Origin of the sequence: Streptomyces sp. SID14478, from assembly GCF_010548525.1 — a bacterium.
In the GTDB taxonomy this organism is placed as follows: Bacteria; Actinomycetota; Actinomycetes; order Streptomycetales; family Streptomycetaceae; genus Streptomyces.
Map to the genome: position 1 here is coordinate 1 of NZ_JAAGMG010000364.1, position 22,748 is coordinate 22,748.

The following is a 22,748-nucleotide window of genomic DNA, read 5'->3' on the forward strand; positions in this document are numbered from 1 at the left end:
GCGCGGGCCGGGCGCTGATGGGCGGCGGGGGCGGGCAGGGCGGCCGCACGGGCGTGCAGTTCGGCGCCGAGCTGGTCCTTGAAGTGCGCGGGGGCGTTCATCGGGTGGCCTCCAGAAGTAGGTCGTGGATGTCGGCGTTGATCTGTCCTGCCGTGCGCAGTGCTTTGCGTGCGCGGTGCAGCCGTACCCGAGCGGCAGTCGGGCTGATGCCCAGTGCGTGCGCTGCCTCTCGAACGGTGAGACCGTCCAGGGCGACGAGGTCCAGTACGTGACGCAGCGGATCGGAGAGCGCGGCGTGGGCGGACGCGAGCTCCCGGGAGGCGCGGTCCGCGTCGATCCGCGCTTCGATGGCGGTGACGTCCTCGTCGTCCAGGAGGCGGCGCCCGCTGATGCGGGCGACGGCGTGCTGCTCGCGGGCGGTGCCGTTGAAGTGGGCGTGCAGGACATTGCGGGCTATGCCGTGGATCCAGGCGACGGGTGTGCCGCGCCGGGCATCGTAGGTATCGGCGCCCTCGAGGGCGGCGACGAAGATGTCCGCGGTCAGGTCGGCGGCCAGGTGCGCGTGGGACACGCGTCGGGTGACGAAGCCGAGCACGGTGTCGAACTGCTGCTCGTAGAACGCGGCGAACCCTGCGGGGTCTCGCGCGGGTGGTGCGGTCGGATGCTCCGCTGGCACGGATGGCTCCTCAACAAGTCACAGGTGCGATGCCTTACATCCGGTACTAGTCCGTGGCGCCCGAAAGCGTTACACGGGCCGGTGGTGACGGCGGCACAGGGGTCGATGCGTCCTGGCTCGCGGACGGTCACCGAGGCCGGGCCGAGCGGGTTGGGGGGTTTCGGTCGGGATCAGTGGTGCGTACGGTGGACCTGACGTCGCGTCCGTACTTCATGTCGCGGCGTTCGTTCGACTGCCCCCTGACCCCGGGTTGCACGACACCGAGACGGCCGGGGTGGCAGTGCCGACCTATCGCCCCGGTCTTCGTCCTCATCGGCCTGTTCCAAGCCGGGGTGCATTCCCGCGTCATCCCGGAGCCGGTGAAGACGATCCTGTGTGCGGGCACCGTGTGGTGGGGGAGCCGCGTGGTCCCGCGTACCGTTGCCGCCGCCGGGGGTCAGGTCCCCGGCGGCGGCAGCGCACCGAGAATCAGTTCCCGCTCGGCTCGGACCATCTCGTCCGCCCTGCCCGGCACCACTGTGCAAGGCATCGACCCAGGGATACCGTGGAAAGTACCGCCCCGGTCCCCGGCCGTTCGCATTCGCCGCGACGTCGCACCGGATCATTCCGCACATCCGGCACAGAGGCCGCAGCTCGCTCTCCGCGCCGTGTGCTCTTGGCGACCCGATGCGTCCCCCGAGGCAAGTCCCCTTGCCCCGCCGCCTCGTGGCGTGATGCTGCACCACGCCAAGTGGATGCCTGTGACGTCCGGTCCTCAGTCACTCGGTGAGGGCGGGCCGTCGCCCGCAGAAGTCGAAGCGGCACGCCGGTCGATGGGGCGCGGCTTGCGTACCTCGCCTCAGCCGTCACCGATGGGGAAAGCAGGGAAGCATGAACTGCTACGACTGTCACCAACAGAGAACGACCACCCCGGCCACCGCCTCCTGCCACAACTGCGGCGCCGGACTCTGCCCCGATCACATCAAGCTCACCGCCACAGAGATCCACCGGCACGAAGGCATGGGCCTGTCCACCCTCAAGCACCCGGCCCGCCGCCTCACCTGCTTCACCTGCCACGATGCGGAGCACCAGCTCTGAGCGGCCCATCCTCCTGCACCTTGGTGTACTCGGCGACGGGCCGGCTGCGCGGGGAATCGGGGCGCTCGCCGGATGCACTGTCGGGGCCCTCGCCTGCGACAGAGCATGACGACCGGGTCGCGGCCGTGCCCGGCTGGACATGGCGGGATTGCGGCGTAGAGGAAATCCGCTCTACCGCAGTGGCATATGTCGCGCCGCGAGGTGGAGGGTGGAGGGGCGGGGCGTACCGGCCGCGTTCAGCTCCCCCTGGGGCCGGTACGGTCCGGCCGGCCGTGGGTGCTGGCGTCGCGGGAATGCGCCAGCACCAGCGGCGGGTTCGCATGCGGGGCAGTCAAGTCCCCACAGGGCAGGCGGTAATGGAGTGAGAAGGGACGCAGCCGCCGCCGGGGCTCCGGGCCGAGGTGCCCGCGGGCGGCGGCTGCGCGTTGTGCACGGTTCTGGCCAGTCCGCACTGGTCAGGAGCCGTGCACGCATGCGTCTCCACCAACTCCGGGAGAGGCAAGGGTGGATGCGCTCTCCCGGCTTGGAACAGCTGGCGGGACGCACGTAGAAAGGCGTCACAGCAGTCCAAGAAGCCCGGGGGCAGGGGGTTCTCGCTTCACGAAAACATCTGGTGAGGGCGGGTCCCCCATTCTGCGGGGACCAAACGGGTGCGGGGGGTCCACGCGCGCTGCAACTGCCCGGCCAGGACACGCTGTTCGGTGACCTGGGCTTGGAGGGAAAGCAAGGGCGCGGCTGCGCGGACCTGTCCCGGGCCCATGTGTCAGCAACTCCCGATCCCGAATCCGGGCGCCGACGCCGGAGGGCAGTGGTCCGGCTAACGGGGCGGGGGGAATTCTCCGTCCAACCGCAACACCAGCTCGTCGATCTCTGCTCCCCGCGCGTTCGCGAAGCCTCGGTCCTTGCCGACGACCTTGAAGCCGCACTTCTCCAGGACCCGCACCGATCCGGTGTTGTCCGCCGCGGCCCGGGCGAGCAGCGGGCGTTCGGGGACCTCGGCGAGCAGCCCCCGCAGCGCCGCGGTCGCGATGCCCCGTCCCCAGTAGTAGCGATCGATGAAGTACGTGACCTCGCGCGAGCCCGGTTCGCCGTACACGGCCGCGTGCCCGACCACGTCGCCGTCCACGAGCACGGTGCGGGTGACGGCGTCCGGCGAGGCGAGGAGGTGCTCCCAATGCGCGTCGAAGTGGGCCCGGTCCGTGGGGTCTTCGGCGGTGAAGGCGGCCATCCGATGCGACTCGGGGTCGCTCATGTGCCGGAAGAACACGGGCAGATCGCTGGGGTGCACGGGACGCAGGGCGACATCTGTGGAAGCCATGGGCCCGACCCTAACGACCTTGGGGGACTGGGGCGATCGCGGCAGCATTGTTCCCGGTGTGGGGATGTTCTTCCGAGTTCATGGTGGCCGTGACCGGATCCGTGAGTCGGCTGCGTTCTGGCTGTCGGCACCGCGCCCCGCCCGGGCCGCACAGGGCGACTTGCCCCACGCTCGACGCCGTCCGGGCATGGTCCGAAGACAGCGAACTCGGGTGCCTCCGTAGGCCCGTGTTGTCACGGCCGACGGGTTCGGTCCAGCGAGCAGCTACCCGCGCAAGCATCATATTGCGTCAATCCACAAGCTTCTTGCGCATGACTGACTCTCTATTGCGCTTGCATGTCCACAACAATACGCTCTCCTCCCGTCCACCCCATCGCCACCGCTGCCGCCGGCCAACGACCTTGTCCGGCAGTGGAGTTGGCGACCGATCGGAGGAGATCCAGATGGCCGTCACGCGTCGTGCACTCCTGCAGGCCGCGACCATGGCAGGGGTCGCCGGAGCCGCCGGGCTCGGCCCGGCACTGCTGGCGAGCCCCGCCGCCGCGGCGAGCGCGCCGGGCGACGTGGTCGGCAAAGTGACCGTGGGGTACCAGGGCTGGTTCGCGTGTGCCGGGGACGGCGCCCCCATCGACGGCTGGTGGCACTGGGCCCAGAACTGGGGCCAGACGCCGTCCGCGTCGAACAAGGCCATCGTGGCCTGGCCCGACGTCCGCGACTACCCGACGACCTACCGCACCGCCTTCGCCGACCTCGGAGTCGGCCGGCCCGCCTCGCTGTTCTCCTCCTACGACCAGTCCACCGTCGACGTGCACTTCCGCTGGATGAAGCAGTACGGCATCGACACCGCGGCCCTCCAGCGCTTCAACCCCACCGGCGGCGAAGGCCCGACCCGTGACGCGATGGCGGGCAAGGTGCGCACCGCGGCCGAGTCCGCGGGCGTCAAGTTCTACGTGATGTACGACGTCTCGGACTGGGCCTCGATGAGAACGGACATCAAGGCAGACTGGACCGACAAGATGCGCACCCACACGGCCTCCGCCTCCTACGCGCGGCAGAACGGCAAGCCGGTGGTGTGCGTCTGGGGCTTCGGCTTCAACGACAACCAGCGGCCGTTCACCCCGGACGCCTGCCTGGACGTCGTCAACTGGTTCAAGGCGCAGGGCTGTTACGTGATCGGCGGTGTGCCGACCTGGTGGCGCACCGGCGACCGGGACTCGCGGCCCGGCTTCTCCGACGTCTACCACGCCTTCGACATGCTCTCGCCGTGGATGGTCGGCCGGATCGGGAACGTCGCCGACGCCGACAACTTCTACAACGTGGCCACCGTCCCCGACCTCGCCGAATGCACCGCGCACGGCATCGACTACCAGCCGTGCGTCCTGCCCGGGGGAGTGGGCGACCGGCAGCGCGCCCACGGCGACTTCATGTGGCGGCAGTTCTACAACATGGGCCGGGCCGGGGTGGCGAGCGCCTACATCTCGATGTTCGACGAGTACAACGAGGGCAACCAGATCGCCAAGACCGCCGAGTCGCAGGCCTGGGTCCCGGCCGGGTCGGGCTTCCTGGCCCTCGACGAGGACGGGACGGCGTGCTCCTCCGACTACTACCTGCGCCTGACGGGGGACGGCGGCCGGATGCTCAAGGGCCAGATCGCCGTCACCCCGGTCCGGCCCACTCCTCCGGTGACCGGCGGCAGTGACACCGTGCCGCCGACCGCCCCCGCGAGCCTGCGGGTCACCGCGGTGACCGACACCACCGTGGCGCTGGCCTGGACGGCCTCGTCGGACAACGTCGCCGTGACGGGCTACCGCATCCGCAGGATCGCCGGCACCGCCGTCACCGCGGTCGGCACCACCACCGCGAACGCCACCACGTACACCGTCACCGGGCTCACCGCCTCGACGCCCTTCACGTTCGACGTGCAGGCACTCGACGCGGCCGGTGGCGTCTCCGAACCGTCCAACCGCCTCACGGCGACGACCACCGGTGGCCCCACCAACGGCAACTTGGCGCTCGACCGGCCGACCACCGAGAGCAGCCACACCCAGGGCTACGGCTCACAGAACACCGTGGACGGCAACGCGAACACGTACTGGGAGAGCGCCAACAGCGCCTTCCCGCAATGGCTGCAGGTCGACCTCGGCACCGCCACCGGAGTCGGCCGCGTCGTCCTCACGTTGCCCCCGGCCACCGCCTGGGCCACCCGCACCCAGACCGTCGCCGTCCAAGGCAGCACCGACGGCTCCTCGTTCAGCTCCCTGCGCGGCGCCACGGCCTGCACCTTCGATCCCGCCACCGGCAACACCGCCACCCTGTCCCTGCCCAACGGATCGACCGCGCGCCACCTCAGACTCGTCTTCACCGCCAACACCGGCTGGCCGGCGGGACAGGTCTCCGAGTTCCGCGTGTACGGGGCGTGACCGGATTCCGCGTCAGGGGACACGACCACACCACGCCCAGGGGGTGAGGGAGCATCCGGCGGGCTGGGCACGGGTGTTCCTCGGCGTGGAGGGTGCGCGTGCGCTGTTACGTGGCTGTGGCAATCGGCAGCCAACCTGCGGGAGGAACCGCAGCTCTACTTAGGTGCAGGCTGCACCGGTAGCCGCGATGACCACGGAGGAACGCACCCGATGAATGCCATCCGTACCCGTACTCGTCTGTCCCGCGCTGTGGCCGCCGCGGCAGTCTGCGCCGCTGCCGTCGGCGGAGTCGCCGTGTCGTCGGCCTCCGCGCAGGCCGCCGCCAAGCCGGCCTGTACGGGGTCCGAGGTGAAGCCCTCGATCGTGCACGGCACCGACGCCGACCCGGACGGCACGGCCACGCAGACGACCGCCACACTGCTGTTCACCAACGTCGGCAAGCGCACCTGCACCTTCAAGGGACACCCCGGACTCGACCTGGTGAACGCCAAGGGGGAGGCGTGGAGCGTGGCGTGGCAGAAGCAGACCGCCGCGACGGTCACGCTGAAGCCGGGTGTCGCCACCATGGCCGAGCTGACCTTCCTGCCGACCTCACCCAAGTCGACGGGTGCGGGTGAAGAGGCGTTCGTACCGGCCAAGGTGAAGGTCACGCCGCCCAACACCACGGCGACCGCCACGCTCGCCTGGCCGTGGAAGGACATCGCGGTGGTGCGTCAGGACGGCGCCACCCACCCGGGCACCTACCTCAGCACCGTGTTCGGCACCGCGAGCAGCTGAGCGTGAACTCCCGGACCTGGGTGGCACCCCCCCTCGCTGCCCGGGTCCGGGTCCGGGTCCGCTGCCGGGCGGCCGGAGCCGGCAGCGCACCCGTCCTCCGCCCGTCATGACGAGGCGGCCGGGGGAGTTTCGAGGGGATGCCGGCCGGGGCCGACGGGGTGCGGAGCGAGTCGGCTCGGGGACAGGTCCGTGGGGTCCTCGCCCGCTTCGAGCAGGGTGTTCGCCGGGCCGATGATGAGCGGGTCGGCCTTGCCCACCGCCTCCGGGTCGCGGGCGTCGTAGTCGATACGCAGGAGCAGGTGGCGCATCGCTTCGAGACGGCCGCGGCGTTTGTCGTTGGTCTTGATCACGGACCATGGGGCGTGCTCGGTGTCCGTGGCCCGGAACATGGACACCTTGGCCGCGGTGTAGGCGTCCCACAGGTCCAAGGAGGCCAGGTCCGTGGGGGACAGCTTCCACTGCCGCACCGGATCCACCTGGCGGATCGCGAACCGGGTGCGCTGTTCGGCCCGGGATACGGAGAACCAGAATTTCACCAGGACGATTCCGTCATCGGTGAGCAGCTTCTCGAACAGTGGTGTCTGGGCCAGGAACCGCTGGTGTTCTCGCGGGGTGCAAAAGCCCATCACGGGCTCCACACCGGCACGGTTGTACCAGGAGCGGTCGAAGAAGACGATCTCGCCGGCGGACGGCAGGTGGTCGACGTACCGCTGGAAGTACCACTGGCCGGCCTCCTTCTCCGTGGGCCTGTCCAGCGCGACCACCCGCGCACTGCGTGGATTGAGCCGCTCCGTGAAGCGCTTGATGGTTCCGCCCTTGCCCGCTGCGTCGCGTCCTTCGCAGAGCACCGCCACCCGAAGCCCTCGTGCGCGGACGTATTTCTGCAGCTTCAGGAGTTCGATCTGCAGCACGCGCTTGTCGCGCTCGTAGGCCTTGCGGCCCAGCTTGTGGTCGTAGGGGTAGTTCTCCCGCCAGGTCCGCAGGGGTTTGCCCTGCTCGTCGAGCAGGACGGGCCGTTCGGGTCGGGACTCGTCGACCAGGTAGCCGGACAACAGCCTGTCCTCTTCGTGTCCCTGCTTTGCCATAGGTGCTCCTTCTGCGTGCCCGGCCACAAGAACCATCCAGCATGCACCACGAGGGTCGGCCCGCTCTTGATCGGCGCGATCAGGCTCGCCCGTCTCCAGACTGTCGTCGACTCGGTCGCCTCGGAAGCTGCCGGCAAACGTCATCATGTTCCGGCAAGTCAGCACCGCCCACACGCCAGATATGAGGCGACAGGACACGGGCGAGGGAAGCGGGAACGCGGCCAGGCATGTGGGAACCGCTAGAGATGTGTCGCGGTGCGGACGAGGTCGGCGACGGCTCTGGACCGACTGTGGGGTGGCCAGGCGATCACTGTGGTGACGACCGGCGCGTCCAGTACCGGTACGGCGGCGAGATCCGCGTTCAGTATCTGTGGCATGCCCCCGGTGACGGCGACGTTGTTGACGAGCGCGTCGAGACGTCCGGCCCGCTCCTCGATCAGGCGTGCGGCTTCGGTCGCGCTCGCGTCGCCGGTTACGTCCAGCGGGACGCCGAACGCGTCGGTGATCGGCGTCATCCGTGTCACCAACGCGATGCTGCCGCTGCTGCGCCGTTCTGCCTCACCCCGGATCGTGAACATGTCCAGCAGCGTTGGCTCCCTCAACCGGCAGGCAGGAACAGCCGCCGAGCAGACGGCAGGGCTGGTGGCCGTCGCGTACGCGCCGTCGAAGACGTTCTTGAACGCCGTCACCCTCCAATACGTGTACGTGCGGGAGCTGAGCGGCACGAACATCCTGATCAACGTGGGTTGCCCCGGCTACGTCGCCACCGACCTCAACGGTTTCCGCGGCGTGCGCACCCCCGAACAGGGGGCGGCGATCGCCATCAAACTCGCGACCCTGCCCGACGGCGGCCGAACCGGCACGTTCTTCGACGACGCCGGCGTAGTGCCCTGGTGATGTGCACGGCCGCCCTCAACCGCTGGGGCGAGGCCGGGTGGCGGCTCAGGTGGCGGTGAGGACCGCGTTGCCGCGGGCCGTGCGGGCGCGCAGGTCGATGATGACGTCGACGGTGCGGGACCAGTCGCGTACGGTGCCGATCTTCGGGTGGAGGCGGCCCGCGGCGACGAGACGGACCGGACATGCCAGGTCCTGGCCGTACGTCAGATCCGAGGCCGCGCATGGTGGCGGCGCCTTACCAGAACACCTTCACCGACGGCAGCGTCGCCGCACGCCGACCACCGGTCGTTGTGGGGTGTGCCCGCCAGGCCTTGGACCGGTGGCCGTTTCGACAGAGGATGGAGAGAGCGGGGCTGCGTGGTGAGGAGTGGCCCGCTGGTGACCCGGACAGTAGGGAGCGTTCCATTCGATGGCCGCACAGTCAGCAGGTCCTGAGCGCAGGGGCCCCGGGATCCTATCCGTCTCGGTCACAGAGGCTTTGCCGTTCAAGAGTTCTCTCGTGAGGGCGGTGTTCAGGGATGTGACGCCGATGCACGTCAGCCGTGCGGCCGCTTGGACCGCCGCATCCGTGACGCGGACCGTGCTGACGGAGATCATCGACGGCGCCCGAAGAGCGGCAGCGGAGGAGTCCCGGAAGAAGCTGTCTTCCGGGCACCTTGTCTCGGCGATAGACCGGAACGTCGAGTTGGAAGTGGGAGGCGCGTGGTACGCGCACAGCCCGACGTTCAAAGGCATGACCGGTGCCCCGAACGACGCCGGGGGTGTCATCGCGCCCTCCCGCAAACGCATCAGGTCGCGCAAGCCGAGCGCTGTCGTGGGCGCTCACAGGTTCGAGGCCGGGGTCAAGGTGCTTCTGCGGGGCCGGGGGGCGAGGGCCGTCCCGGAGATGGTCCGCGACCTGGACGGCATTGCGAGCGCATTCCTGACGGACCTCGCCCGGGATGCGGCCATGATCGTTCGCGAAGGCGGGGTCAAGCGTTTCGGTACCGTCTCCATGGGATTGTCGGCCGAGTCGGCCTCACCCGCGCCCCTGGAGGAGTCCGTCCGCGCCCTGTCCGTCCGCCAAGGGGACAGCCGGACCATCGACAGGGCTGACGTCCTGGCCGCCACCATGATCCAACTTTTCGACGGCAACCTCAGGCAGCGAGCCTTCACCGAGGCGGGCGAGGCCCCGCTGATGGATCCCCGGCGGGACGACGAAGGCGCGCGGTAGACGAGTACGTCCCGGTGTGCCCAGCTCAGGGCAGGGACTTCGAGGAGTTCGTAGACGAAGGTGCCTTCGTGCGACAGCGCTTGTCGATGATTGCGTGCGGGATGTCTGACGTGGCGGGGGAGCTGGATGGGCGCCACACGTGGCGTGGATGGGTCCAGTCCCAACCGGCCTGTTGTAGCAGGGCCGGTGGAAGGTGACGCAGGGCCCAGGTGGCGGCCTTGTAGCGCTTGCCGGGAATGCTGAGTTTCTTGCCGCGGCGCAGGTCGCGCAGTGCGACGGATACCACTCGCTCACTGTCCAGCCACATCCAGGCAGGGAGGTGTGACGCCTCCAGTTGGTTGCGTGTGAACAGCTCGGTGCGGGTGAAGCCGGGCAGCAGCGCCATGATCTGCACGTCGCTGCTGCGGACTTGGTGGGAGTGGGCGAGGGAGGCGGTGAACGAGTTGAGCCATGCCTTGCTCGCCGGGTATGTGTTCGACATCGCGCTGAGGCCTGCCGAACAGAACGAGGACACGTTGATGATCTGGCCGGTCCCACGGCGCAGCATGGCGGGGAGTACCGCGTGGGTCAGGCGCAGCACGGCACGCACGTTGACATCGAGCAGCTGTTCCTCCGCGGTGACGGCGTTGTCGAGGAAGGGCCGGGCGAGGACGATGCCCGCGTTGTTGATGAGCAGGTCCGGAGTCTGGTTCTGCAAGTGCTGGGCGACGAGGGTGCACCCGGTCGCGGAGGCGAGATCCGCAGGTAGGGCGGTGATGTGGCACGTGGCGTGACGCAGCTCGGCAGCGACCCGGTCGAGGTCCCGCTCCGTGCGGGCGACCAGAGTCAAGTCGTAGTCACAGGAGGCGAGTTGTCGGGCGAATGCCAGCCCGATCCCGGCTGTGGCTCCGGTGATGACGGCGTGCGGCACGGGCGGTTCACCTGCTCTGGGGGAGGGGTGTGCTAGGTGTTGTGGAGGGCGGGAGCAGGAGGGAGTCCACGAGAATCAGCTTGACGTTGACGGAGGCGATGAGGCGGCTGTCGAGCCGGGCGGTGCAGTGGTAGCCCATGGTCCCGGCCGGGCGGGCTTGGAAGGTGACGGTCTGGCCCGCGCAGGCGAACTGGTCGGCTGTGAGAGTCAGCGGTCCGCTCAACCAGTGCGCGTGGGGATGCCGTTGCGCGATGGCGTGGTCGACGAGGTTGCTCATGGCGGTTGCGGCGATGGCAACCGGCAGCACGGGATGGCCGTCGAAGTGTCCGGGGCACAGGGCCGGGGTGATGAGCAGATCTGCCCGGGCTGCCCCGGTCTGCTGGTCGTAGGAGAAGTTCTCCAAGGGGAGTGGTTGGGAGTACGCGGATCCGGCGTCCGGTGCAGGGAGGACGGGGCCGGCGCCAGGGTTCTCGTGCTCCAGGAGCCGGGTGAGGAGGCGATGGGGCAGGACGTCGTAGCCGATGCGCATGCGGGCGAGTACCTGGCCGTTGCCGCTGTCGACCAGCTCGGTGTCGGCGTGGGCCTGGCGTGGGCCGGTCATCTGTGCGCGGGCGTTCCCGGTCAGCAGGCCGGTGGGGTCCGTCAGGGAAGGCGGGGCGACCCATTCGGCTTCCGCGGTGCGGGCCAGGTAGGCGTGGCGTCCTTCGCGCGGATTGACGCTGGCGGCCGCGCACAGGCCGAGGATCGCCAGATGCCGTCCGACCTCGCCGATGCCCATGACGGCCGCCTGCCGGCCCCGGGGAGTTTCCACGGGCACGGTTGCGCTCACGTCACCGGCGGTCCTGCGGCGCAGGTGCTGCAGGGCGAGGTAGGGGGGTGTGACGCAAATGAGGTCAGTGACGTCGAAGGGGGTGCCTTCGGTAGCCGGGTCGTGGGGCAGTGTCGTTTCCTGGCTGAGCACGAGCATTACCTTCTGCAGTCGGACCCGGCAGCTGCCGGGCAGGAGAGTCAGGGGGCGCGGAAAGCCAGCACCGCGTTTTGTCCTCCGAAGGCGAAGGAGTTGGACAAAGCGGCGTGCATGGTGTGGGGACGAGGGTTCTTGGTCACCACATCCAGCTCGATGCGCTCGTCCATCCGGTCGAGGTTCGCCGTGGGCGGGATGAGCTGCTCGCGCAGGGCCAGGACCGTGACCGCTGCCTCGATGGCGCCCGCGGCCCCGATTCCATGACCGATCACGCTCTTGGTGGCGGTGACGGGCGGCGGTGTGCCGAACAGTTTGCGCAGGACCAGGGCCTCGGCCAGGTCGTTCTTCTGGGTGGAGGTGCCGTGCGCGTTGATGTGCCCGATGTCTTCCGGCCGCAGTCCCGCGTCGTCCAGCGCCATGGCGGTGGCCCGTTCGACGCCTTGGCCGGACGGATCGGGCGCGGTGGGGTGATAGCCGTCCGCGGTGGCGCCGTAACCGGAGAGGTATCCCTGGATGCGGGCTCCTCGGGCTCGCGCGTGCTCCGCCCGCTCCATCACGAGGACGGCCGCGCCCTCGCCGAGGACGAAGCCGTCGCGGTCGGCATCGAAGGGACGTGAGGCTCCGGCGGGGTCGTGCGTACGCGTGGACAGCACACCGGCCTGGCTGAAGCCCGCACTTGCGATGCGCGAGCACACGCTTTCACTGCCCCCGGCGAGGACGACGTCGCACCGGTTCAGCCGCAGCAGGTCTCGCGCCACCCCCAGCGCCGTCGCGCCGGAGGCGCACGCCGTGGCGGTGACGAAGTTCGGACCGAGCGCCTTCATGGCCAGGGCGATCTCACCGGCCACCATGTTGGGTACCGACCGTGGAATGGTCAGAGGTGAGATCGCGCTGATACGGCCCTCTTGAAGCTTGCCGTACTCCTTCTCCAGCCCGACGTTGCCGCCGCTGCCGTTGCCGATGACGACTCCGACGCGGGCACCGTCCCACACGGCGGGGTCCAGTCCCGCGTCCTGCACCGCCTCCAGCGCGGCGACCAGCGCCATTTCGGCGAAGAGATCCAGCCGCCAGGTCAGCCTGCGGCCCAGTACCGGCTCCGCGTCGAAGTCAGGCAGCCGGCAGCAGAAATTCACCGGGAGACCCTCCAGCACCGTGTGGGGCCGTGCTGCCGGCTGGCCGGCGCACAGGCCCTGCCATGTCGCGTCCACCCCCAGCCCGGCAGGCGTCAGCAGGCCCAGGCCGGTGATCGCGGCGTCCATCACGCCGCTCCGGCGGGCGTCGACGCGGCTTGTGCCAGCAACCGTTCGACGTGCCGCGTGAACTGCCCGAGTGTCATGTCTTCCCGGCGGAGCTCCTCGAGATCAAACTTGATCTTGAAGTCCTCCTCCAGGATGACGCCGAGCTCCAGGGCGGCCAGGGAATCCACCTCCAAGTCCGCGAACGTCGCCTCTGGTTGGATCAGAGCCGCGTCAACCCCCAGGTCCTGGGTGAGTTTGGTGACAAGCATGTCGTAAGCGGCCGTGGTCAAGAGGTCGCCTTCCCGTGGTCATCGGTGTCCGAGGACGTCGGCGACGCCCACGCTCCTGCTGTTGACAGAGAGTCATCGTAGGGAGAAGTGGTCCGAGAAGGCGGCAGCCACCGCGAGCGGGGGCAGAGATTCCCTCAACTGCCGTGCGACACGCGCTTTCCTTCACGCTCACGCCGTCGGAGGTTGCCGGACCTCTAGGCTCTGTCAGCGGCAACTGCCGTTCCACAGGGACAACAGACCCGGCCGGGCGCCACGCTCCGTAACCGCTGTCCCATCCGATCGGAGCTCCGGCGCGAAGGCCGACAAGCGCCTGAGGACGACACCTGTTGTCGCGCGCGCCAACAGGACGGCAGCGACTTCCGCGCCGCAACTACCCAAGGAGGCACCGTGCATCACGCCACACCCCTGCGTGGACGAGGCCTTCCGCGTTCCTCGGCCAGGCGTGCTTACGCCACGCTGCTGGCGGCGTTCGTCCTCACCGGTCTGGCCGCGCTGGTAGCCGTCGGTACGTGGAACAACCTCAACAGTGGTGGCTTCGATGCCACCACGACGTCTTCCGCAGCAGCCGATGACTTCGTACGTAACCGTCTTCATGACGGCCCGCCCGATCTGACCTTCCTCATCACGACGCGTGACTCCATCGACAGCCAGTCCGTCACGCGGATGGGCCAGGACCTGACGCGTCGGCTGCATCACCGCGACGGCGTACTCACCGTGCGTTCCTACTGGCAGACCAAGAACCCAGCCTTGCGTTCCACGGACCGCCACCACGCCGTCATCACGGCACTCCTGCGCGGGGACGAGAACGATCGTGTCAGCGTGGCCCGCACCCTGGTCCCGGAATTCACCCGGCCGCATGCGGGGATGAGCATCGGAGCCACAGGGCCTGCCTGGACCGGCGCACAGGCCACGGACGACAGCGAACGCGACTTGCTGAAAGCCGAGTTGCTGAGCGCCCCCGTCGTACTGCTCGTGCTGATCCTCGTCTTCCGCTCGTTCGTCGCCGCCCTCATCCCTCTGGCGGTGGCGGCTGTTGCCGCTGTCATCACACTGGCGCTGCTGCGGCCGCTGGCAGCGCTCATGCCCCTGTCCGTCTTTTCCACCAATCTGACAGCAGCCCTGGGCTTCGGACTCACCGTCGACTACTGCCTGTTCATCATCAACCGCTACCGCCATGAGGTCACTGCCGGACTCTCCGCCGAGCAGGCACTCCACACCGCTGTGCGCACCGCGGGACGGGCCGCCGTCTACTCCTCGGTCACCATCGCCGCCGCCATGGCAGCCCTGCTCTGCTTCCCCATTCCGTTCTTGCGCTCCATGGCGTGCTCCGGACTCGTCGTGGCACTGTGCGCCGCTGCCTCCAGCTACCTGTTGCTGCGCCCGCTGCTGACCCTCCTGGGGCAGCGCATCGCGGGACCGGATCAGCACGACCCGTGGCGCGTAGGCGCGTTCTGGCGCACGGTCGCGGCCATGGTCACCAAACGACCGGCCCTGTGGGCCGGCGGAGCACTGCTGGCCCTCACCGCTCTGCTCCTGCCCGCCGCCCATCTGCACCTGGGCCCGGTGGACGAACGAATCCTGCCCCCGAGGGCACAGGCGCACTCCGTGGCACGACAGCTCGGGGCTGTCATTCCCGCCGCCCAGGCCACCACCATGAGCATCGCCATTCCTGGCGCCTCGTATGAGAGAGCGCGCGAAGGCTGGGAAGCGTACGCGCGCACCTGGTCACGCGCTCACCCGACGGCCGCCCTCACCACACCCACGGCGCACTACCGTGCCGGACGTGTCATCGGCCCTGGGAGCCCCACGCTGCACCAGTCGGGCGGGACGTGGATGAACGCCCAGCTGCCTCAATCCGCAGGAACCAAGGCATCGGACGCAGCAGTCCGCGACGCCCGGACAGCCGCCATGCCCGGACCCGCCTCGATCGGAGGACCGGCCGCCCGCTTCCTCGACACCCGGGCCGCCATCAAGTCCAGCCTGCTCCCCGCCCTGGGCATCACCGCAGCCAGCACGGCCCTGCTCCTGTTCCTCTTCACGGGAAGCGTCTTCCTGCCGCTCAAAGCCATCGTCGTGGCCGCACTGAGCATGTCTGCCTGCTTCGGTACCGTCACTTGGGCCTTTCAGGACGGGCACCTCACCCCTCTGCTGGGGCACTTCACGGTCACCGGCACCGTCAACCCCTGCATCCTGCTGCTGCTGTTCTGCGTCGCCTTCGGTCTGTCCATGGACTACGAGACCTTCCTGCTGGCACGCATTCAGGAGGAGTACCGGCGCCACGGCGACAACCGACGCGCGGTCACCACGGGCATCTCCCACACCGGCCGCCTGGTCACTGTCGCCGCCGCTGCCGTCGCAGTCGCCATGGCGGGGCTCGCCACATCCGGCATCACTCTGCTCAAGATCCTCGGTTTCGGCCTGACCGTCGGCGTGCTCATCGACGCGACCCTCGTCCGCACCATCCTCGTGCCCGCCTCCATGTGCCTCATCGGCAGAGCGAATTGGTGGGCGCCCGCGTCTCTCAGGCGTGCCCGTTCCACCCTCGCCCGCCCGCGGCCCAAACTGCGCCCCCTGTAACAGCCCCGGCAGCGCCCAGGCCATCACCGCGCCCACACCGACAGCGAGTCAGGGTTCGACGACACAGTGACCTGGCTCGTTCGGCGATGAGGGCCAGGGAGTACGCCGATGGATGTGAGGGAGCGAGCGGCGCTCTGCATCCGGGGCCCCTGTCAGGGGCGGCCGATCTCCAGGCCCACGGGCGCACCGCCGGACCGGCGCGCCCGTCCGAGCAGCAGGACCACCGTGAACCAACGGAAGCGGTTTCCGTACTTGGTCGTCAGGGCGTGTCGGGCGCTGCGTAGCTCTGGTGCGGGCAGCACCCGGGCCCGCGCCGGGACGGCGGGGCCGTGCGGGATTCCGTCGAACGAGCAGGCGGTGAGCGCCACTTCCGGATCGGCGCGTATCCGGCCGACCTTGCCGGAGCGGGAATGGGTGTCGCGGAGCATCGCGTAGAGCACGTCGGCTCGGCGTCTTGCGAGGCATAGCAGGGCTTGGGTGTGGTGCTTGCCCTGGCTGATCGTGCGTCTGACTGAAACGGTCGAACCCGACAGGGCGTACATGCCCCACGCCTCCGGAAACCCGACCGAGACGTCTTGCGTTAGAGCACACTCCAACTCCTAGGTTCGCAACCGTGCGATACATCAAACTTGGAACGACCGGACTGGAAGTCTCCGCCATCGCCCTCGGCTGTTTGAGCTTCGGCGAGCCGGACCGGGGTGGCGAGCCGTGGTCACTGGGGGCGGACGCCAGCCGGGACATCATCAAGCAGGCCATCGAGGGCGGCGTCAACTTCCTTGACACGGCCAATGGGTACAGCGCCGGAAGCAGCGAGGAGATCGTCGGCCAGGCGGTCAAGGATTTCGCCCGGCGCGAGGAGGTCGTTCTTGCCACCAAGGTCTGGATGCGGATGCGCCCCGGCCCGAACGGCGCCGGGCTCTCCCGCAAAGCGATCTTCGCCGAGCTCGATGCTTCCCTGAAGCGGCTGGGGACCGACTACATCGACCTGTACCAGATCCACCGCTGGGACTACGACACGCCGATCAAGGAGACCCTCGAGGCGCTGCACGACGTGGTCAGGTCCGGGAAGGTCCGCTATATCGGGGCCTCTTCCATGCACGCCTGGCAGTTCACCAAGGCCCTGTACCTGGCAGACCTGAACGGCTGGACCCGGTTCGTGTCGATGCAGGACCACTACAACCTCATCCACCGAGAGGCAGAGCGGGAGATGCTCCCACTCTGCGCCGACCAGGGCATTGGTGTGATCCCGTGGAGCCCGTTGGCGCGGGGCAGGCTGACGCGGGCCCGGGGCACCGCCACGGCGCGCGCCGAGACCGATGAGGGCGGCAAGATCCTGTACCGCGACGAGGACCAGGCGGTGGCCGAACGCGTCCACGAGATTGCGGACAGGCGAGATCTGTCCCCGGCCCAGGTCGCCCTGGCCTGGGTCATGCGCAACCCGGTCGTGACCTCGCCCATCGTCGGGGTCACCAAGCCGGCCCAGCTGGCCGACGCGGTCGCCGCGGTGGACGTCGAACTCGACGATGACGAGGCCGCCTACTTGGAGGAGCCCTACCAGCGGCACCAGGCTGCCTACCTGGAGGAGTCCTTCTACAAGTCGCGCCCTGTGGCGGGCTCCCGGTAGGCCGGCCTACCCCTGGCCTTCGACGAGTCCTTGGCCTCGGCCTTCACCACCCTGCGGCCGGCTCGGCGGCGCTTGCGAGCGGTAGCGCGTAACTGCATGATCCTCGCGCTGTGCATGTCTGGGAAGGGGAAGGCCCCGGAAGCCGACCCGGCCGTAGCTGTGCTCGCCGCCGTCAAGGTGACCCGGACCTCATCGGCGTACACCAGTCAGAAGATTGTGCTTGACCCAGGTGTCGGCCAGTCGTACGAGATCGATGTGACCGGCGGCTTCGACCTGGCCGCAGACAAGGGTGCACTGAAGGTGCACATGCTGCATAAGCCCGGTGACGCCTCCGTGCGCGAAGTGTTCGCCGACGGCAAGGTCTACGTCAGCGACATGCCTCAACTCCGCAAGGGGGACTGGGCGACGATGCCGCGGGCGCGGACCGAGGCCCACTACGCGCTGCGTGGCCCGGTCAATGACCCGGAGTTCCTGCTTCAGCAGACAGCCAAAATGCGCGAGGTGAGCGACATCGGTGCGCAGACCATCGGCGGTGTCCGCACTACGCACTACCGGGGCGCTCTCGACCACGCTGCCCTGACCGACCGGATGGCGGCGGACAGCCGCAAGAGGATGGACCAGGCCTGGGCGCACGCAGGCGAGGATCTGCCTGTGTCCGCCGACGTCTGGGTCGACGGCCGGGGGCGGGTCGTTCGTACCCGTGCCGCGCTGAACGTGGGTGGTGTAAGGGTGACCAATACGTTGAACCTGTCGGACCATGGTGAGCCGGTCTCGGTGAAGGTCCCTGCCCAAACTGTTCCTGTGGGCGGGTTGTCGGGCCCCTTCCTGGGTTGAGGGGAGGTCCCTGGGCTTTGCCTTCACCGGGCGGCGCATCGGCCCGTCTGTGCATCTCACGTCGTCGTAGGTGAAGCGTGTGCCCTGGGCCGGCCGTGTGAGCTGCTGGATACCACCGTGCCCCGTCACTGCTGCCGCTCTTCATGATGCAGTGACAACCCCTCAACGTCACGGCGAGTTGACCGCGAACCTCATAGCGGTCACCCGTAGCAGGGCCAATGAGCCTTGTGTCTCTGCGAGCCCTTGGCGAGTACGGCAGCGACCATCTGCACCCGCGCAGTCTGTGATTCGGCCGCCCCACGATCAGGGCGACCGGCGTCCAGTTCAGGCCGCGACCTGCCGCGCCAATTCCCCGCAACCTCCCGTCACCGGGCATCGCCGGCGGTGATGGCGTTGTCGAGGAGGACGGCGGCGACCGCGGCCGCGGTGGGGAAGGCGTCGGCATTGATGACGCGGGTCCGGGCCGCGGCGCCGTCGATGAGCAGGGCGAGCTGCTCGCCGAGCTGTTGGGGGTCGGCGGCGCCGGCTTCACGGGCGGCGTCGGCGAGCCGTACGGCGACGGCTCTCTTGTAGTCGCGCGCGTACTGGGATGCCGGGTGCTCGGGGTCGTGGAGTTCGACGGCCGTGGCGATATAGGGGCACAGAGGCGTGGTGGGGGCGACGTCGAAGGCGGCGAGGATCCGTTCGCGGGGCGTGAGGTCGGCGCGGTCGAATACGCCGGACAGGACGGAGGGGTCGAACCGGCGCAGGTATTCGGCGACGAGTTCGTCCTTGCCGGCGAAGTGCTGGTAGGCCGTGCGCTTGGACACCCCGGCCTCCGCGCACAGCTGGTCCATTCCGGTGCCTCCGATGCCCTGCTCGCGGAACAGCTGCTGGGACGCGCGGAGGATGCGCTCGCGGGCGCCCCGGCCGCGGCGGCGGCCCGTGGGGCCCTTGTCCAACTCCGTCATGGGCCCAGCGTACCTCAGTGGGTAACGATCGGTGTACTTAGTTGCGCCCCGGCGGCTCGCCCTCGTACCGTAAGTACACGAAGCGGTGTACTTAACGTCGTCACCTCCGAGGTGCACGGCACCACTGACCCAAGGGAGCGACTATGGGAAAGCTCGACGGCAAGGTCGCGGTCATCACCGGCGGCACCACGGGCATGGCGCTGGCCGGCGCGAAGCTGTTCGTCGCCGAGGGAGCGCACGTCTTCATCACCGGCCGCCGCCAGGAGGCCCTGGACGAGGCCGTGCGGCAGATCGGTCGCAACGTCACCGGCGTCCAGGGCGACGCCGCAGACCTGGACGACCTGGACCGCCTGTACGAGACCGTCAAGCGGGAGAAGGGAAGCCTCGACGTGCTGTGGGCCAGCGCCGGCGGGGGAGAGCCCGCCCTGCTCGGCGAGATCACCGAGGCCCAGTTCGACACCTGGTTCGGGCTCAACGCCCGCGGCACCTTGTTCACCGTCCAAAAGGCCCTGCCGCTCCTCAACGACGGCGGCTCCATCCTCATGACCGGCTCCAACGCCTCACTCGGCGCTTTCCCTGGCTGGAGTGTCTATGCAGGCAGCAAGGCCGTCCAGCAGGCCTGGGCCCGCATCTGGCTCAACGAGCTCAAGGACCGCCGCATCCGCGTCAACGTTCTGACTCCTGGCCAGGTCGCCACCGCCAAGCAGGAAGAACTCTTCGACGAGGCCACCAAGCGCCGGTTCGAGTCCTTGATCCCGCGCGGCCGGATGGGCCGCCCCGACGAGATCGCCACCGCCGCCCTCTTCCTCGCCTCCGACGACTCCAGCTACGTCAACGGCATGGAACTCGTCGCCGACGGCGGCACCACCGCCATCTGAACGCACACCAACACACCACCAGGGCAGGACATCTCATGAACAACATCAGCATCATCGGCACCGGAAACATGGCCCGCACCATCGCCGCGCGGGCAATAGCGGGCGGCAACACCGTCGAAGTCATGGGCCGCGACCGGTCCAAGGCCGCCGACTTGGCCAAGGCTCTCGGCGATGGCGCCACGACCGGTGATTGGGGCACCGCCCCGGCCGGGGACATCGTCATCGTGGCCCTGTTGTACGAGGGCGTCGTGCCGGCCGTCACCCACTACGGGGACGCTCTCGCGGGCAAGATCCTCGTCGACATCAGTAATCCCTTCAATTCCACGTTCGACGGACTGGCCCACCGGGAGGAGACCTCGATCGCGCAGAAAGTCGCCGATGTTGCTCCGGCCGGCGCCACCGTGGTGAAGGCGTTCAACACCGTCTTCCGCCACGTCCTGGAGAAGGGTCGGCCCGACGTCTTCCTCGCAGGTGACAGTGCGCAGGCCAAGGGAAGCGTGGAGGCGTTCATCGAGAGCCTCGGGATGCGGCCGCTGGACGTCGGCGGCCTGAAAATGGCCCACTGGCTGGAAGGGGCGGGCGTGATCACGGTGGGCCTCGCCAACCACGGGGTGGGGAACCTGGACTTCGCCCTCAGCATCACCGAAATCAGCGAACTTCCCGTCTGAGGGGTAGGTTTCGGTGGCAGTGGAGGGTCAGACCGGTCCTTGACGGCCCGACGTGCCGTCGGTGGCAAGACCTTCAGCGGGATTCCGTAAGGGCACAACCGTGTGCGGGTTTCGAGAGTCTCCCTCTACGCCTCAAGATCATGGAGGTGGGTCAAGCAGCACCTGATCTGCGGGTGTTGTGGACCCAGTCGAGCTGGCGATACCCGGAGCCACCGTGAAGGCGGTGGTCGAGCATGTGTGAGCCGGCTCACCCGATACCCGTTTCCTGACTTACCAGACTCAGCAGGGGAGAAAGCGATGTTCTCGCAAGCGGGTGTCGCCCCGTTCATTTCGATAATTGTCGTCCTGGTGCTTGCGGCAGTGGCCGGATGTGCGTTCTGGGCGAAAAGCCGCCGCTCTCGAGCAAGGAGCGGCGGCTGAGGCAAGCGCGGCTCAGGGCTGGCGGGGGCCCGCACCGAATTCGGTGCGGGCCCCCGCCAGTTCGCCTCCTGGCCCCGCTGAGCAGCCGGCCGCGGCCGGGCTACCCGGCCGCCGTCACAGCAGGTGCTCCACCGCGCGGACGGCCGCGTCGAAGGCGGCGTGCGTGTAGCCGAAGGCCTCCGCGTCCGAGTTCGCTATGGCGATGCGGCCGACCGGGCGGCGTGCCTTCGCGTACGGACGCTGTGCCTCGGGCTGGAACAGGGACGGGTCATCCAGGGAGTTGTACTCGTACGCGTACCCGTGGGCCCAGCGGTTCACGGTGATGGCCGTGATGTCCTCGCCCGGGTCGAAGCCGTACGCGCCCAGGGAACGGGCCATCGAGTCGCGGATCTCGCGCTCGAAGTCCTCGAAGGCCATCTTGATCAGCGTCCGCCGGCCCGCCTTGTGCTGCTCGCGGCAGATCAGGCCGGGGGAGCCGGGCGTGGCGGACAGGGAGACGACCGTGGGGAGTTCGGGGCGGTGCGGCATGCTGAAGTCCCCGATCTCGGTGACCGTCGGCAGCCCGAAACTGGAGAAGAACATCGACGGCGTGCTCACCCGGGAGACCCGTGCCTCGGCGAAGGCCCGCCAGTCCCGCAGCGCCACTCGCGCGTACACGAGCGGCACCTTGGTGCCGTACCGCATCGCGGTGATCTGTTCCGCGGGAAGTTCGGGGACGACGTAGGAGGAGACGGAGTTCCAGCACGCCATGACCACGCCCTTGGCGCGGACGCGATAGCTGCGCCCGGCTGTGGAGTAGTCGACGACCGCGCCGTGCCGGCCGTCGTTGCGTACCTGGAAAGCGGTGCTTGCCAGGCGGATACGGACGTGATTGTCCGGGTGGTCGAGGCGGGAGTAGTCCGCCTTGGCGGTGACGATCTCCCGCCAGTCCGGGCGGTGTTCGTCGAAGGCGTGCGGGATCAGCTTGCTGACGAGCAGGCGGGCGAGCGCGGCATTGCCTTCCGGGAAGTAGAAGTTGCCGTCCTCCTCCGTCTCCCGCAGATGCATGAGCGGGGTGAATCCGGCGCCCGGCCACGGGGTGTGGTCGAGCCCCAGGCCGCCGAAACCCGGCTGGCCGGTCGCCCAGGCGTCGGCCGCGGCGACGTGGTCGACGTTCACACCCCACAGACCGTTGGTGCCCCGCTTGACGACCTCCAGGGCGTCATCGTCCAGACCGAGCTTGTCGCGCAGGTACGTCTCGTACGGGGTGCGGGCGAGGATCTCCTTCTTCTGCGCGTCCGAGAGCCCGGGATAGAAGTCCTCGGTCGTGGTGTACAGGCGTACCAGCGCGGCCCGGCTCGCCTCGCTCATCGGGAGTCTGGCCGCGTACGAGGCCCAGGACTCGCCGGACTCGCGGATGACCAGTTGGTCCTTGCCCCAGCGCTCCGAGTTGAACAGGGTGGCGCTGCGCAGGGAGTACGGCGCATAGGCGTCGGCCTTGACCGTGGCCTCCAGCGCTTGGAGGTCGACGCCGAGATCCTTGGTGAGCAGGTCGCGGGCCGCCCGCGTCCAGGTGCTGGGAGTGTCGATGTTGACGGTGCCGCCGTTGGACAGCAGCGTCGTGCGTCCGACGTGGAACTCGTTGCGTCGGGCGTGCCCGCCGAAGTCGTCCAGGGCGTCGAGGACGAGCACCCGGGCGTGCGGGCCCGCGTGCTTGCGGTAGAGGTAGGCCGCGGCGAGGCCGCTGAGGCCGCCGCCGACCACCACGAGGTCGTAGGACTCGCGCGTCTCGGCGATGCGTCCCGGCGCGAAGTCGCCGTCCCGGACGGCGTGCGCCACGTCGTAGGCTCCCGGCTGCTGACCACGCAGTCCGGTCTCCGTGGGCGGGTAGGCGGTGTGCGGTCGGCCGTGTCCCTGCGGCCGCGAGGCGCCGGGCGCGGCGTGCGCCGCGCC

The 22,748-nt window shown here is 69.0% G+C and carries 19 protein-coding genes and 3 pseudogenes; 10 read left to right on the forward strand and 12 right to left on the reverse strand.

What is annotated here, in order from left to right; all coding sequences use genetic code 11:
- Window positions 1-97: 97 nt before the first annotated feature.
- Window positions 98-676 carry an RNA polymerase sigma factor gene (locus G3I40_RS11925; RefSeq protein WP_164302130.1) on the reverse strand — a complete coding sequence of 193 codons (579 nt, stop codon included), beginning with the start codon at window positions 674-676 and terminating at the stop codon, window positions 98-100.
- Between the two features lie 870 nt (window positions 677-1,546).
- Between G3I40_RS11925 and G3I40_RS11930 the strand changes: the two genes are divergently transcribed.
- Window positions 1,547-1,753: a DUF2180 family protein gene (locus tag G3I40_RS11930; RefSeq protein ID WP_164302131.1), complete on the forward strand. Its 207-nt coding sequence runs from the start codon at window positions 1,547-1,549 to the stop codon at window positions 1,751-1,753.
- An 817-nt stretch (window positions 1,754-2,570) separates the two neighbouring features.
- On the opposite strand, the gene G3I40_RS11935 is transcribed toward G3I40_RS11930, so the two are convergent.
- Entirely contained in the window at window positions 2,571-3,071 is a 501-nt protein-coding gene (locus G3I40_RS11935) for a GNAT family N-acetyltransferase (protein ID WP_164302132.1), read from the reverse strand.
- Between the two features lie 443 nt (window positions 3,072-3,514).
- On the opposite strand from G3I40_RS11935, the gene G3I40_RS11940 reads away from it, so the two are divergent.
- Together G3I40_RS11940 and G3I40_RS11945 are read left to right on the forward strand one after the other, a co-directional pair.
- On the forward strand, window positions 3,515-5,491 hold the full coding sequence (locus G3I40_RS11940; RefSeq protein ID WP_164302133.1) for a discoidin domain-containing protein: 1,977 nt from the start codon (window positions 3,515-3,517) through the stop codon (window positions 5,489-5,491).
- Window positions 5,492-5,701: 210 nt separating this feature from the next.
- Complete coding sequence (locus G3I40_RS11945) at window positions 5,702-6,268, forward strand: DUF4232 domain-containing protein (protein WP_164302134.1); 567 nt, start codon at window positions 5,702-5,704, stop codon at window positions 6,266-6,268.
- Between the two features lie 104 nt (window positions 6,269-6,372).
- Here G3I40_RS11945 and ppk2 read toward each other — a convergent pair whose 3' ends face one another.
- The 3 genes and pseudogenes from ppk2 to G3I40_RS47070 all read right to left on the reverse strand — a co-directional run.
- Window positions 6,373-7,353 carry a polyphosphate kinase 2 gene (gene ppk2 / locus G3I40_RS11950; protein ID WP_164302135.1) on the reverse strand — a complete coding sequence of 327 codons (981 nt, stop codon included), beginning with the start codon at window positions 7,351-7,353 and terminating at the stop codon, window positions 6,373-6,375.
- 239 nt (window positions 7,354-7,592) lie between these two features.
- A pseudogene (locus G3I40_RS11955) lies at window positions 7,593-7,709 on the reverse strand (LysR family transcriptional regulator); the annotation flags it as partial.
- Window positions 7,710-7,721: 12 nt separating this feature from the next.
- Window positions 7,722-7,853 (reverse strand): annotated as a pseudogene (locus tag G3I40_RS47070) (dehydrogenase); the annotation flags it as partial.
- Between G3I40_RS47070 and G3I40_RS11960 the strand changes: the two are divergent.
- Both G3I40_RS11960 and G3I40_RS11970 read left to right on the forward strand, forming a co-directional pair.
- Window positions 7,852-8,250, forward strand: a pseudogene (locus tag G3I40_RS11960) (SDR family NAD(P)-dependent oxidoreductase); the annotation flags it as partial. The pseudogenes G3I40_RS47070 and G3I40_RS11960 overlap by 2 nt on opposite strands.
- A gap of 409 nt (window positions 8,251-8,659) precedes the next feature.
- Window positions 8,660-9,463: a hypothetical protein gene (locus G3I40_RS11970; protein ID WP_164302137.1), complete on the forward strand. Its 804-nt coding sequence runs from the start codon at window positions 8,660-8,662 to the stop codon at window positions 9,461-9,463.
- 25 nt (window positions 9,464-9,488) lie between these two features.
- Here the strand turns inward: G3I40_RS11970 and G3I40_RS11975 are convergent, their stop codons facing one another.
- From G3I40_RS11975 to G3I40_RS11990, 4 genes are read right to left on the reverse strand one after another with little or no spacing between them, the layout of a single operon-like run.
- On the reverse strand, window positions 9,489-10,373 hold the full coding sequence (locus G3I40_RS11975; RefSeq protein WP_164302138.1) for an SDR family NAD(P)-dependent oxidoreductase: 885 nt from the start codon (window positions 10,371-10,373) through the stop codon (window positions 9,489-9,491).
- A 7-nt stretch (window positions 10,374-10,380) separates the two neighbouring features.
- Window positions 10,381-11,334 (reverse strand): hypothetical protein, encoded by a 954-nt coding sequence (locus tag G3I40_RS11980; RefSeq protein WP_164302139.1) that lies wholly within the window; start codon window positions 11,332-11,334, stop codon window positions 10,381-10,383.
- A 47-nt stretch (window positions 11,335-11,381) separates the two neighbouring features.
- Window positions 11,382-12,596 (reverse strand): beta-ketoacyl-[acyl-carrier-protein] synthase family protein, encoded by a 1,215-nt coding sequence (locus G3I40_RS11985; protein ID WP_203643891.1) that lies wholly within the window; start codon window positions 12,594-12,596, stop codon window positions 11,382-11,384.
- Window positions 12,596-12,865: an acyl carrier protein gene (locus tag G3I40_RS11990; RefSeq protein ID WP_164302140.1), complete on the reverse strand. Its 270-nt coding sequence runs from the start codon at window positions 12,863-12,865 to the stop codon at window positions 12,596-12,598. Before G3I40_RS11990 ends, G3I40_RS11985 begins: the two co-directional genes overlap by 1 nt.
- Window positions 12,866-13,252: 387 nt before the next feature.
- Here G3I40_RS11990 and G3I40_RS11995 point away from each other — a divergent pair, with 387 nt between their 5' ends.
- Window positions 13,253-15,442: an MMPL family transporter gene (locus G3I40_RS11995; protein WP_164302141.1), complete on the forward strand. Its 2,190-nt coding sequence runs from the start codon at window positions 13,253-13,255 to the stop codon at window positions 15,440-15,442.
- 152 nt (window positions 15,443-15,594) lie between these two features.
- Here G3I40_RS11995 and G3I40_RS12000 read toward each other — a convergent pair whose 3' ends face one another.
- Window positions 15,595-15,870, reverse strand: coding sequence for a hypothetical protein (locus tag G3I40_RS12000; RefSeq protein WP_164302129.1), 276 nt, complete (start codon window positions 15,868-15,870; stop codon window positions 15,595-15,597).
- A 185-nt stretch (window positions 15,871-16,055) separates the two neighbouring features.
- Here G3I40_RS12000 and G3I40_RS12005 point away from each other — a divergent pair, with 185 nt between their 5' ends.
- Window positions 16,056-17,066, forward strand: coding sequence for an aldo/keto reductase (locus G3I40_RS12005; protein WP_164302142.1), 1,011 nt, complete (start codon window positions 16,056-16,058; stop codon window positions 17,064-17,066).
- A 96-nt stretch (window positions 17,067-17,162) separates the two neighbouring features.
- Window positions 17,163-17,900, forward strand: coding sequence for a hypothetical protein (locus tag G3I40_RS12010; protein ID WP_164302143.1), 738 nt, complete (start codon window positions 17,163-17,165; stop codon window positions 17,898-17,900).
- 365 nt (window positions 17,901-18,265) lie between these two features.
- Here G3I40_RS12010 and G3I40_RS12015 read toward each other — a convergent pair whose 3' ends face one another.
- Window positions 18,266-18,850, reverse strand: a complete 585-nt coding sequence (locus G3I40_RS12015; protein ID WP_164302144.1) for a TetR/AcrR family transcriptional regulator — start codon at window positions 18,848-18,850, stop codon at window positions 18,266-18,268.
- 143 nt (window positions 18,851-18,993) lie between these two features.
- Here G3I40_RS12015 and G3I40_RS12020 point away from each other — a divergent pair, with 143 nt between their 5' ends.
- On the forward strand, window positions 18,994-19,728 hold the full coding sequence (locus G3I40_RS12020; RefSeq protein WP_164302145.1) for an SDR family oxidoreductase: 735 nt from the start codon (window positions 18,994-18,996) through the stop codon (window positions 19,726-19,728).
- Between the two features lie 35 nt (window positions 19,729-19,763).
- Window positions 19,764-20,396: an NAD(P)-binding domain-containing protein gene (locus tag G3I40_RS12025; RefSeq protein ID WP_164302146.1), complete on the forward strand. Its 633-nt coding sequence runs from the start codon at window positions 19,764-19,766 to the stop codon at window positions 20,394-20,396.
- Between the two features lie 534 nt (window positions 20,397-20,930).
- Here G3I40_RS12025 and G3I40_RS12030 read toward each other — a convergent pair.
- The coding region (locus G3I40_RS12030) for an FAD/NAD(P)-binding protein (protein ID WP_203643893.1) at window positions 20,931-22,748 on the reverse strand (1,818 nt) is incomplete at its 5' end.